The sequence below is a fragment of the Stenotrophomonas sp. INTA L402-1 genome (assembly GCF_059295135.1).
Window position 1 is genome coordinate 202,791 of sequence record NZ_JCAFWP010000001.1, and the last position, 12,278, is coordinate 215,068.

Sequence of the window (12,278 nt, forward strand, 5' to 3'; positions counted from 1 at the left end):
ACAGCGCATTCCAAAGGTATGGTCTAAGGTGGCGAAGCAGGTCCCCGAACGCTCCAAGTCCGACGACAGCAAGGCGTCACGTCGCACGGCCGCGGCGGCGACGACCGACAATCCACGCCGCCAACGCCTCTGGCGCGACCTTGGCCTGATCGCCATCGCGCCGGCGCTGCTGTACCTGGCGGCCAGTCTGTTCACCTATTCAGCGACCGACCCGGGCTGGTCGCACACCGGCAGCGTGGTCGCGCCGGTGCACAACCTCGGCGGCCGCGCCGGCGCCTGGATCGCCGACGTGCTGCTGCAGCTGTTCGGCTACATCGCCTTCCTGTTGCCGGTGGTGCTGGGCGCGCTGGCGTGGATCGCCATGTTCGGCCTCAAGCGCGAGAGCAAGGGCGAGAACGATCTGGACCCGGCACTGCGCCTGGTTGGCCTGGTCGGTTTCCTGATCGCCGGCACCGGCTTCCTGCATGTGCGCCTGTTCAGTGGCGACGTCTCCAGTGCCGGCGGCATCCTCGGCAAGCTGGTCGGCAATTCGCTCACGGTGGGCTTCGGTGCGCTGGGCGCGAACCTGTTCGTGCTGGTGCTGCTCTTGGCCTCGATCACCCTCGCCACCGGGCTGTCCTGGTTCACGGTGATGGAGAAGATCGGCCGCGGCGTGATGTCGCTGGCGCCGTTGCTGGCGCGCAAGAAGGAAGAAGTCACCGAGTGGCAGCAGACCCGGGTGATGCGCGAGGAACGCCAGGAGGTACGCAAGGCCGATGCCGAGGTGCGCGCCAAGCGCGAGCCGGTGAAGATCGAGCCACGCCCGGAGCCGGTGATCGAGAAGAGTGACCGGGCCAAGCGCGACACGCAGATCCCGATGTTCCGGGGCGTCAACGGCGACGGATCGGACCTGCCGCCGCTGGCCCTGCTGGACGACCCGAAGCCGCAGCCGGTGGGCTACGACAAGGAAACCCTGGACGCGCTGTCGCGGCAGATCGAGTTCAAGCTGAAGGACTTCCGCATCGACGCCCAGGTGGTCGGCGCCAACCCGGGCCCGGTCATCACCCGTTTCGAGATCGAGCCGGCGCCGGGCATCAAGGTCAGCCAGATCAGTTCGCTGGACAAGGACATCGCGCGCGGCCTGTCGGTGAAGTCGGTGCGCGTGGTCGACGTCATTCCGGGCAAATCGGTGATCGGCCTGGAAATTCCCAACGTCACCCGCGAGATGATCTACCTCTCCGAGCTGCTGCGTTCGAAGGAGTACGACAAGTCGGCCAGCGTGCTGACCCTGGCGCTGGGCAAGGACATCGCCGGCCGCTCGACCGTGGCCGACCTGGCGCGCATGCCGCACCTGCTGGTGGCCGGTACCACCGGTTCGGGCAAGTCGGTGGCGGTCAACGCGATGGTGCTGAGCCTGCTGTTCAAGGCCTCGCCGAAAGACCTGCGGATGCTGATGATCGACCCGAAGATGCTCGAACTGAGCGTCTACCAGGGCATCCCGCACCTGCTGGCGCCGGTGGTCACCGACATGAAGGAGGCCGCCAACGGCCTGCGCTGGTGCGTGGCCGAGATGGAGCGCCGCTACAAGCTGATGAGCGCGGTGGGCGTGCGCAACCTGGCGGGCTTCAACAAGAAGGTGAAGGAAGCCCAGGACGCCGGCCAGCCGCTGATGGACCCGCTGTTCAAGCCGAACCCGGAACTGGGTGAGGCGCCGCGTCCGCTGGAGACGCTGCCGTTCATCGTCATCTTCATCGACGAATTCGCCGACATGATGATGATCGTCGGCAAGAAGGTGGAAGAGCTGATCGCGCGCCTGGCACAGAAGGCGCGTGCGGCCGGCATCCACCTGATCCTGGCCACGCAGCGCCCGTCGGTGGACGTGATCACCGGCCTGATCAAGGCCAACATCCCGACCCGCATCGCCTTCCAGGTCAGTTCCAAGATCGACTCGCGCACCATCCTCGACCAGTCCGGCGCAGAAACCCTGCTCGGCCACGGCGACATGCTGTACCTGCCGCCGGGTACCGCCATGCCCGAGCGCGTGCACGGCGCCTTCGTCTCCGACGAGGAAGTGCATCGCGTGGTCGAACACCTCAAGGCGATGGGCCCGGCCGACTACGTCGACGGCGTACTGGACGAAGTGCAGACGATGGGCGACGGCGTGGTCGTCGGCGCTACCGGCCTGCCCGAGAACAGCTCTGCCGGCGATGAGTCCGACCCGTTGTATGACGAAGCGCTGCGGGTGGTCACCGAGACCCGCCGTGCCTCGATTTCCGGCGTGCAGCGCCGGCTGAAGATCGGCTACAACCGTGCAGCGCGATTGATCGAGGCCATGGAAGCGGCCGGCGTGGTCAGTCCGCCCGAGCACAATGGCGACCGCACGGTGCTGGCACCGCCGCCGCCGAAGTAAGACCCGACGTATCCCCCACGACGTCCAAGGAACCGACGCATGCTTCACCCCGTACCAAGCGCGCTGGCACTGGCGCTGGCAGCCTTCCTGGCTGCCGGCCCGGCACTGGCAGACACCGCCACCTCCGCGCCCGCCACGGCGCCGCCTTCCACCAGCGGCGATACCGAAGCCAGCAATAATTTCAGCATTGTCCGTTACCGGGCCGACTACCAGGTGCGGCCGGATGCGGGCAATGTGCAGACCGAAACCTACGAAGTCCTGCTCAAGACCAAGGCCTCGGTCGAGCAGTTCAGCCAGGTGCGGCTGAGCTACAGCGAGAAGATGGAGACGCTGGAAGTACTCGGCGCCTACACCATCACCGCCGACGGCCAGCGCCGCGACGTGCCGGCCGACCGCATCTACACCCAGGAAAGCTATTCCAGCGCCTCGGCGGCGATGTATGCCGACCGCAAGGTGCGGGTGATCGTGTTCCCGAACCTGGCCCCGGGCACGCGCCTGTTCTACCAGGTGCGCCGCACCCAGGCCACGCCGTACTTCCCCGGCTACTTCGGCCTGTGGGAGACCTTCAATGTCTTCACCGAGTACGAGGACGCCGAGGTCACCCTGAGTGCGCCGGCCAACCTGCCGATGTTCGTCGACAGCCGCGGCGTGCAGGGTAGTGATCGCCCCACGGTGAAGAACGGCCAGGCACAGTGGCGCTGGCGCTACCAGCGTCGCGAAGCCATGCCAGCACAGAACTGGTCGGCGGCGGGCTGGGAGTTCGGCCCGAACATCATGGCCAGCACCTATCGTGACTGGTCGCAGATGGGTCGCGCCTACCAGCTCAAGGCCGGCCCGGCCGCGCAGGTCACGCCGGAACTGCAGGCGCTGGCCGATGAGATCACCGCTGGCATCAGCGACCGTCGCGAGCAGGCCGACGCGTTGTACCGCTGGGTGGCGCAGAACATCCGCTACGTGGCGGTGTACCTGGGCAATGGTGGCCTGGAGCCGAACAGTGCGCAGAGCATTCTCGACAACCACTATGGTGACTGCAAGGACCATGTGACGATCCTGGAGGCGCTGCTGGCGGCCAAGGGCATCGCCAGCTCGCCGGTGCTGATCGGTGCCAGCGGTGGCCCGACGCTGCCGAAGATCCCGGTGCTGGGCCGCTTCAACCACGCCATCACCTACATCCCCGAATTCGATCTGTACCTGGATTCGACCACCGCGTGGGCGCGCTTCGGGCAGCTGCCGGAAGGTGACCTTGGCGCACCGGTGATGCGTACCCGCGATGCCTCACTGGCGCGCACCCCGGCCAATACGCCGGAGCGCAATGCCACCTCGATGGAGGTGCGCTTCACCTTCGACGCCAACGGCAACCTGCGCGGCGAGACGATTCCGAAGCTGGGCGAGAACGCCGAGATCGGCATGCGCGCCCAGTTCTCCCAGCTCAACGCGCAGAACCGTGCGCGCGCTGAAGAGCAGATCATGGCCGCGTCCGGTTTCGATGGGCGAGGGCAGCTGCAGATCCAGGGCGTGCCGGTCGACCTGACCCGGCCGTTTGGCTACCGCATGGCGTTCCAGGCCGAGGACTACGCCGACTTCAGCGTGGCCGGCGGCATGGCCGTGCCGGACCCGCCGGGTGGTGAATCGGTGCGCGGCCTGTACGCCACCGCCTCGGCGCCGGCCAACGAGACGCCGTTCTACTGCAATGCCAGCCTGCGCGAGGAAACCTATCGCCTGCAGTTCCCGGCCAATGCGCCGATCATCGCCATCCCGGCCAGCCAGCGTTTTGCGAATGCCGCCGGCGATTATCGAGTCGACTGGAGCCGCGAGGGCCAGGACGTGATCGTGCACCACCGCCTGCAGCAGAACGCGGTGCGTGGGCCGGAGGCGTTGTGCCAGCCACAGGACTATCCGGCGTTCCGCGCGCTGTACCGCGAAGTGCGTCGTGGCTTCCGTGGCCAGGTGCTGTACGGCAAGCTGCCGGGCTCCGGCGGCTGAATCGCCGATGGACGTTCAGGGCGGCATAATGTCGCCCTGATCGCCCATTCATCTTTATTTGGGCACACTGGCAACCACCTTTCCTGGCGCCCGCGCCCACAGGATTCCCGCATGAACTTCCGCTTCCGCCGTTTCCTTGCCACCACCACCCTGGCCGTGGCCTGCGCCGCCGCCGGCAGTGCCTGGGCTGGCGCCCGCGATGACCTGAAGACCTTCACCAGCGGCCTGAAGGGCCTGGATGGCCAGTTCAGCCAGCAGGTGTTCGACAGCCGTGGCAAGGTGAAGGAATCGACCAGCGGCCGGGTGGCCCTGTCGGCGCCGCGCCTGTTCCGTTGGGAATACGTGCGCCCGCACGAACAGCTGATCGTGGCTGATGGCAAGAAGGTCTGGATGTACGAGCCGGACCTGGAGCAGGCCACTGTTCGCGAGCAGGGCAAGGAAGAGCAGAACAGCCCGCTGACCGCGCTGATCAACCCGGCGCTGCTGGAACAGCAGTACGACGTCAGCGAAGAGGCCGCGCAGCGCGACGGCCTGCAGTGGCTGTCGCTGTCGCCGAAGCGCGAGACCGAAGCCAGCTTCCAGTACGCCGCGCTGGGCTTCAATGCCCAGGGTCTGGCCAAGATGGAAATCACCGATGCGGTTGGTCAGCGCACCGTGATCAGCTTCAGTGGCTGGAAGCGCAACCCGGGCTTTGCTGCCGGCACCTTCAGCTTCACCCCGCCGAAGGGCACCGACGTCATCGGCAACTGATCGGGGATGCCGGGCATGGCCCGGCGCTACCTGCCCTGGTGGGTGTCAACCGGCACCGCCCTGGTGGGTGTCAACCTTGGTTGACACGCTTTCGGCTAGCTCATCCGTTGTCCGGATGAACGATCACCTGCCACGCGGTGCCATCAAATCGAATCAGGTCCCAGGGCGTCAGCACCCAAAGCACGCTACCGACGGAACTGATATCAACAATCGTTGCATCTCTCGGTTCTTCGGGGATGCCTTCCAGCAACGGTTCAACTACGCCGGTTTCTAGACCGTAGACGTAGAGGCCGCCATTCTCTGAGCCGATGTAAACCTGTTGCTTGTACTGGCACGCAGAGTTGAAGTTGATGCCTTCGCCGACCTCGTGTTGGAGGCACTCGAATCCAGCGGAGATGTCGCCCGTAACGATGGTGCCGTGCATTCCTACAAGGACGAGGCGGCCCTGGTCGGTCCTGCAAGCATGAAGCAGCTCCGCAGTAGTGACTTGTTCGGGCACGGTCCAGCTCGAGCCATCCCAGTGCGCAATCAGGCCTTGGGAGCCGATTGCGTAGAGGTCAGCAAAGCCCGTTCCGCAGAGGTCGTTCACGCTGCCCACGCGGAACTCAGCGAGTAGCTGGTTGAATCCTTCATCCTCCCGGACATGGGTCATGTGGGCTCGCCAATCGGCGAATCTCCGGCGAAGCTCTGCGTCGCGTTCCATTGGATCTCGAGGAAGTGCGGGAGCATCGCCCAGTTCGAGCAGGTGGCCGAAATCTTCGAGCCAACTGACGAAGTCATCCAGATCCGACTCGTCTTCGTCCTCCTCGCAGAAGGCAGTCGCGAATTGGGTTGGAAGCTGCCGCCATCCGCCGTCGCCCCGATGATGGATCTGTCCTCTTGTGCCCGCGCAGAAAAGGACGTCGCCCAGCAGTCGCAAACGGGTAAGACCTCCGGGAAAGTCGGCGCCTTCAGCCGGGACGTACTCGATCGTTGCCCCAGCACGGGAGTAATCTTCCAGCTGCCCATGGAAATCCAGGGCAAGCACACGACGGGGGCGACCGCCTTCTTCCTCTGGGACAAACTCTGTGGACATGACCTGGAAGTCCTGCAGGTCATGGTAGAACCACTCCTCTTTGGGGGTGCGGCCAAAGACGAACATGCGGGTGGGTGGGCCTGGATCCGGGTCGTAGTATTCATGCCCAGGGCCTAGGGCGGCAGCCAGATAGTAGATGTCCGCATCGACCGCGCAGCCGGCAACGAACTCAAGGACATTGGATTCGGGATCGCGCACGAATGGTTTCTGAATGGTTGAGTTCCAAATTCTCGGTTACTGATGAGGACACACGGGCCCCGCGAAAGCATGCTCCATGTGAATCAGCGACTTACTGATGGATTCGCTGCGCCGGCTTCGGTTCATTTCCGACACATCGCGGGGCTGCCGGCCAGCGGCCGGCACTACCGGAATCGTGATCACCCGGCGCGGTACAATGACCGGGTGCCAAGACATCGCTCCACTTCATTCCCCGGACCCGATCTGCTGAGCGTCGATCGGGAACACATGCGCCCGCTGGCCGAGCGCATGCGCCCCCGCACCCTGGACGAAATGGTCGGGCAGAAGCGCCTGCTGGCGCCGGACAGTGCGCTGCGCCGCGCGGTCGAATCCGGTCGCGTGCATTCGATGATCCTGTGGGGGCCGCCGGGCTGCGGCAAGACCACGCTGGCGCTGCTGTTGGCCGAATATTCCGACGCCGAGTTCCGTGCGATCTCCGCCGTGCTGTCCGGCCTGCCGGAAGTGCGCCAGGTGCTGGCCGAGGCGGCGCAACGGTTCGCCGAAGGCCGGCGCACCGTGTTGTTCGTCGATGAGGTGCATCGCTTCAACAAGGCGCAGCAGGATGCGTTCCTGCCTCACATCGAGCGCGGCACCATCCTGTTCGTCGGTGCCACGACCGAGAACCCATCCTTCGAACTGAATTCCGCACTGCTGTCGCGCTGCCGTGTGCATGTGCTGGAAGGTGTTTCGCCTACCGACATCGTCGAGGCACTGGAGCGTGCGCTGGGTGACCGCGAACGCGGCCTGGGCGAGGAGGGTATCGAGGTCGCCCCCGAGCTGCTGCTGGAAATCGCTACCGCCGCCGACGGCGACGTGCGACGTGCGCTGACCCTGTTGGAAATCGCTGCCGAGCTGGCGGGCGGGGAGGGTGGTCGCATCACCCCGCAGACCCTGACCCAGGTGCTGGCCGACCGCACCCGTCGCTTCGACAAGGGCGGCGAGCAGTTCTACGACCAGATCTCGGCGTTGCACAAATCCGTGCGCAGCTCCAATCCGGATGCCGCGCTGTACTGGCTGACCCGCATGCTCGATGGCGGCTGCGATCCGTCCTACCTGGCGCGCCGACTGACCCGCATGGCGATCGAGGATATCGGCCTGGCCGATCCGCGTGCGCAGAGCATGGCGCTGGAAGCCTGGGACATCTACGAGCGGCTGGGCAGCCCGGAGGGCGAGCTCGCCTTTGCTCAGCTGGTGCTGTACCTGGCCAGCACCGCCAAGTCGAATGCAGGCTATGCGGCCTTCAACCAGGCCAAGGCCGATGTGCGCGAGAGTGGCACCGAAGAAGTGCCGCTGCACCTGCGCAATGCGCCGACCAAGCTGATGAAGGAGCTGGGCTACGGTGCCGAGTACCAATATGACCATGATGCCGAAGGTGGTATCGCACTGGACCAGACCGGTTTCCCGGATGCGATGGGCGAGCGCGTGTACTACAACCCTGTGCCGCGCGGCCTGGAAATCAAGCTGAAGGAAAAGCTGGACCGGCTGCGCGCCGAGCGCGAAGCGGCAAGGGCAGCTAAGGGCCGCTGACCCGGTTCATGTAGAGTCGAGCCATGCTCGACTTCGCTCTTGCACGGACTACGGGTGCCTTCTGGAACAGCAGTCGAGCATGGCTCGACTCTACAGGGGGCAATGGCAGCCGGGCGTGGTTCGTCGCAACATTGTCCAGCGCGCGTGCATTTGGCACACTGCGCGGCTTCTCTTTCAAGGATCGATGCCGTGCAGGAAATGATTCTGCCGTTGAAGCGCTACGCCCAGTTCGAGGGCCGCGCCAACCGCCGAGAGTACTGGATGTACCAGCTGTTCCTGTTCCTGGTCGCAACTGTGGTGATGCTGCTGGCCGGTGTGCTGGCGATCCTCCTGCGCAACAGTCCCGATGCACTGGCCGGCATCCTGATCGGCATGGTGGTGCTGCTGGGCGTGATGTGGCTGGCCACGATCGTGCCGCTGATTGCCGTGACCGTGCGCCGCCTGCATGACTGCAACCAGTCGGGCTGGCTGTTCCTGCTGGCGCTGGTGCCGGGCGGTGGGATCGTGATCATGATCTTCTCGCTGCTGCCGGGCACGCCGCAAGAGAATGTTTACGGTCCGGTGCCCGCGGGGCCGTGAGGCTGCGGTAGTCGAGCATGGCTCGACTCTACAGAAGCGGGGGGGGGCGAAGCCGGCGTGATGCCGGCTTCGTCATTTGCAAGGGGGTGTCGGTTGCGCGAGGCAGGATACCGGAGGGGGCTGACGGCCTATGCAGCGCGTGCCGTTATAGGCAAGCCCAGCAGGCTGTCGTGGATGATGCCCCATTGCGGGTATTGGCTATCGTGCAGCTTGACGTCAACAAAGCCGGCTTCCCCCAGCAATCGCACCAGGTGAGGATACGAATAGATCCTCAGTTCCAAAGTTGAGCCGTCACCACCATGGAAGGACAGGTCAGAGAATCGTTGCTCCCTGCCATCGCTGGTGATGTTGACAAGAACCCGATCCGCACCTTTGCCCTCGATCCGGTAGTCGTTGAGCTCAGGGAAGTGCTCAATCGTGGCCTCGTGAAATCCATAGGGAACGGTGAGCACAAGCAGCCCGCCCGGCTTCAGCAATGCACGCAGGTTTCCGAGCGTGCGCTCGCAGGGCCCATCCACGTGTTCCAGCACATCTGAGCTGACAACAAAGTCATATTTTCCCAGGTAGTGTGCGGCTGGGTGACGGATGTCCAGCATGGGGCGCTTGTGGAAGTAGGTATTGATGTAATCGAACTTGCGCCGCAGGGCATTAGTGTAGATATGGGCGTCGGTCATGCCGATTCCCTTGATCTGTCCGCGCCTGGGGATCCGCTCAAGCACGCGGATCTCCCGCGCTTGGTCCATCTCCGACTGCAGGGCTGCCATGAGGGCACGGAAGCGCAGAGTGGATCCGCAGCCAATACAGCTGCGGGTTTCCCTTTCGGCGATGGCCTCGCGGGATGCTCGCAGGCGGAAACCGCAGATGTTGCACGCGGGCCTCTCGGTGGTCGGTATGCTCACGGGGAAGACGTGTGGGCGAATCGTGTCGAGCCCTTTTCGGGCAAGGCTGCGGCAAATGGCGTACACGCTATGACAGTCCCTGTTCTTGTTGATACCGCCTAGCTTGCCGTATGGCCGTGGCGCGAATCCAGCCTGCCCATTGCCTCGTTTCGTGCCGAAGGCCCTCATGCGCGCGTGATACACAGTGTGACGTTCGATCGATGTGATAATCATTCGCGTTTAAGGTAGACTGCGGTCCCTTGTGAACCGGCGGCCGTGAGCCGCTTCTGCCGCCGCTGATGAAGCATTTCGTCCCGCCTTCGCGCCGTGGTCCACTGGCCCGCGGCCTGGTCGCCTTGATGATGGGTCTGCTCCTGGCCACCCCATACGCCCATGCGCAGCAGCGCAATCCGCTGCAGAAGATCGGCCACACCGTGCTCGACGAGCCGGCGGCGAGCTATCGCTTCGAGCATTTCGTGGTGGACAGCCCTGACCAGCAACGCCGCTGGCGGGTGAATGTGGCGATCCCGGCCAAGGCCAGCAAGGCGCCGCTGCCGGTGCTGTACGCGCTGGATGGCAATGCCGTGGCGATGGTGCTGGATCAGCCGTTGCTGGCCGAGCTGGCGGCACGCAAGGCGCCGCCGGTACTGGTGCTGATCGGTTACGACAACGACCTGCGCATCGATTCCAAGGCGCGCACCCGCGACTACACCGCGTGGATCGATCGCGCCGACGACGAGAGCGGTACGATCCAGGCGGTTGGCGGTGGTGCTGCCGCGTTCCTGGATGTGATCGAACGCCGCATCAAGCCGGAAGTCGAGCGCCGCGCACGCATTGATACGCAGCAGCAAGCACTCTGGGGCCACTCGCTGGGCGGGTTGTTCGTGCTCAATGCGCTGTACACGCGTCCGGCGGCGTTCCAGTCCTATCTGGCAGCCAGTCCGTCGCTGTGGTGGAGCCAGGGTGCGGCGCTGGGTGATCCGGAACAGCAGTTCGTGCAGAACGTGCATGGCCAGCCGGCAAAGCTCTGGCTGATGCTGGGCGGTGCCGAGCGTGTCGGTGATCGCGGCAAGCGCGACATGAACAATCCGCGCGTGGTCGCGCACCTGCGCCGCATCGGTGGCGCCACCCCGGATGCGGCGATGCAGCTGTCCGAACGGTTGGCCAAGGTGCCGGGCATGCGCGTGCAGTACCGCGAGTTCCCCGGCCTCGGCCATGGCCCGATGCTGCCCGCGTCGTTCCACGCTGCGCTGCACGAGCTGTATGGCGTGACCGACCGCAGCGCCGGTGACGGCGCGCCCAACGGTGGTGACAACGCCGCCGAATGAATCCCTTCGCATGCCAAGGCATGCGACCCCACTACCCAGGCGAGGCTGCCGATGTGCAGCGGCCCAGGCAACCGATGAATCCCGCGTCACGTGGCGCGGCCTACGTGTGCAAGGAGCCTTCCATGTCGTTCCGTCCGTCTTTCCGTCTCACCTCTCTCGCCGCTGGCCTGTTGCTGGCCGTGACCGCCACCGCACAGCCGGTGTTCGATCAGCCGGCCAACGCCACCTTCAAGGGTGAGGTCGTCTCGCGCGGTGAGAACGTGGTTCCCAGCAGCACTGCCGACGTGGTCGGTCGCGGTTTCGTGCCGGGCCAGAAAGTCAGCCTGCTGCGTGGCGACAGCGTGCTCAACACGCAGCCGCTGGTGGTCGATGCCGATGGCAACTTCAAGACCCAGCTGAGCATTCCGGCCGATGCCGTGCCTGGTACCCACCCGGTGGTGGTGCGCGCCAGCCAGCCGGCTGCAGCCACCGTGCTGAAGCTGCGCGTCTCGCCGCAGCTGCCGCTGTCCGGCCAGGCGCAGTTCGCCACCCAGTCCAACAAGCTGGTGCCGGGCCTGTACCAGTCCGCCTACAGCGCCGCCAGCAACGCGGTGTTCGTGACCTCGGCCGTGGGCCGCCCGCCGGTGACCCAGTCGCAGCTGCTGAAGCTGGACCCGAAGTCGCTGAAGGTGACCAAGGCGATCACCCCGGCGCAGGTGCCGGGCAGCACCAATGGCGCGGTCTACGCGGTCTACGGTGTCGGCGTGGATGACACCAACGGCAATGTCTGGGTCACCAACACCCGCCAGAACTCCATCGCGGTCTACCGCCAGAAGGACCTGTCGCTGGTCCACCAGTTCCCGGTCGATGCCGTGCCGCATGCGCGCGACGTGGTGGTTGATGGCACCCACGGCAAGGTGTTTGCCTCGGCCACGGGTGAGGACCACCTGTCGGTGTTCGACGCCAAGACCCTCAAGGAGCTGCCGGCGGTGACGCTGGAGTCCGGCGTGGACGACGGCAAGTTCACCCCGATGAGCCTGGTGCTGGACGAGAAGGGCGGCAAGCTGTTCACCGTCAGCATCGGCACCCCGGAAGCGGCGGTGATCGACGTGGCCAGCGGCAAGGTCGAGAAGGTCATTGACCTGGGCAATTCGATCAGCGCCTCGGGCGTGGCCTTCGACGCAGCGCGCAACCGCCTGTACGTGGCCTCGCAGGGCACCGACAACCTGCTGATCGTCGATGTGGCCGCCGGCAAGGTGCTGCACGATGTGCCGGTCGGCGCCGGCGCGCTGAACGTCGCCTTCGATGATGCGTCCGGCCTGGCCTACGTCAGCAACCGTGGCGCTGGCACGGTCACCGTGGTGAACGGTGACGGCAAGGTGGTCGCCAACCTCGACGGCGGCACGTTGCCGAACCACGTCCGTGCCGATGGCAAGGGCAACGTGTTCGCGGTGAACAAGTCGCGCGGCGCCGAAGACCCGAAGGGTGACCGCATCACCCGCATCACCCCGAAGCAGTAAGTCACACGGCGGGGCGGCGTGCACGTCGCCCCG

Annotated in this window: 9 protein-coding genes; 7 read left to right on the forward strand and 2 right to left on the reverse strand. The window is 65.3% G+C overall.

Annotation, left to right across the window (positions count from 1 at the left end; genetic code table 11):
- Positions 1 to 28 precede the first annotated feature (28 nt).
- The 3 genes from AC5O77_RS00900 (at position 29) to lolA (ending at position 5,122) form a co-directional block, all read left to right on the forward strand.
- Positions 29 to 2,389 (forward strand): DNA translocase FtsK, encoded by a 2,361-nt coding sequence (locus AC5O77_RS00900; RefSeq protein ID WP_032127351.1) that lies wholly within the window; start codon positions 29 to 31, stop codon positions 2,387 to 2,389.
- A gap of 39 nt (positions 2,390 to 2,428) precedes the next feature.
- The gene (locus tag AC5O77_RS00905; RefSeq protein WP_494506325.1) at positions 2,429 to 4,372 is read left to right on the forward strand and encodes a DUF3857 domain-containing protein; all 1,944 of its coding nucleotides are present in this window, start codon (positions 2,429 to 2,431) and stop codon (positions 4,370 to 4,372) included.
- 111 nt (positions 4,373 to 4,483) lie between these two features.
- Entirely contained in the window at positions 4,484 to 5,122 is a 639-nt protein-coding gene (lolA, locus tag AC5O77_RS00910; protein WP_005413289.1) for an outer membrane lipoprotein periplasmic chaperone LolA, read from the forward strand.
- A gap of 100 nt (positions 5,123 to 5,222) precedes the next feature.
- Here the strand turns inward: lolA and AC5O77_RS00915 are convergent, their stop codons facing one another.
- Positions 5,223 to 6,395: a hypothetical protein gene (locus AC5O77_RS00915; RefSeq protein WP_494506326.1), complete on the reverse strand. Its 1,173-nt coding sequence runs from the start codon at positions 6,393 to 6,395 to the stop codon at positions 5,223 to 5,225.
- A 267-nt stretch (positions 6,396 to 6,662) separates the two neighbouring features.
- On the opposite strand from AC5O77_RS00915, the gene AC5O77_RS00920 reads away from it, so the two are divergent.
- Both AC5O77_RS00920 and AC5O77_RS00925 read left to right on the forward strand, forming a co-directional pair.
- Entirely contained in the window at positions 6,663 to 7,961 is a 1,299-nt protein-coding gene (locus AC5O77_RS00920) for a replication-associated recombination protein A (RefSeq protein WP_223276803.1), read from the forward strand.
- 189 nt (positions 7,962 to 8,150) lie between these two features.
- On the forward strand, positions 8,151 to 8,540 hold the full coding sequence (locus tag AC5O77_RS00925; RefSeq protein WP_478057307.1) for a DUF805 domain-containing protein: 390 nt from the start codon (positions 8,151 to 8,153) through the stop codon (positions 8,538 to 8,540).
- A gap of 128 nt (positions 8,541 to 8,668) precedes the next feature.
- Here AC5O77_RS00925 and AC5O77_RS00930 read toward each other — a convergent pair whose 3' ends face one another.
- Positions 8,669 to 9,439, reverse strand: a complete 771-nt coding sequence (locus AC5O77_RS00930; protein ID WP_494506327.1) for a class I SAM-dependent methyltransferase — start codon at positions 9,437 to 9,439, stop codon at positions 8,669 to 8,671.
- Between the two features lie 278 nt (positions 9,440 to 9,717).
- On the opposite strand from AC5O77_RS00930, the gene AC5O77_RS00935 reads away from it, so the two are divergent.
- Positions 9,718 to 10,746 (forward strand): alpha/beta hydrolase, encoded by a 1,029-nt coding sequence (locus tag AC5O77_RS00935; protein ID WP_478057309.1) that lies wholly within the window; start codon positions 9,718 to 9,720, stop codon positions 10,744 to 10,746.
- Between the two features lie 122 nt (positions 10,747 to 10,868).
- Positions 10,869 to 12,245: a YncE family protein gene (locus tag AC5O77_RS00940; protein ID WP_478057310.1), complete on the forward strand. Its 1,377-nt coding sequence runs from the start codon at positions 10,869 to 10,871 to the stop codon at positions 12,243 to 12,245.
- Positions 12,246 to 12,278 lie beyond the last annotated feature (33 nt).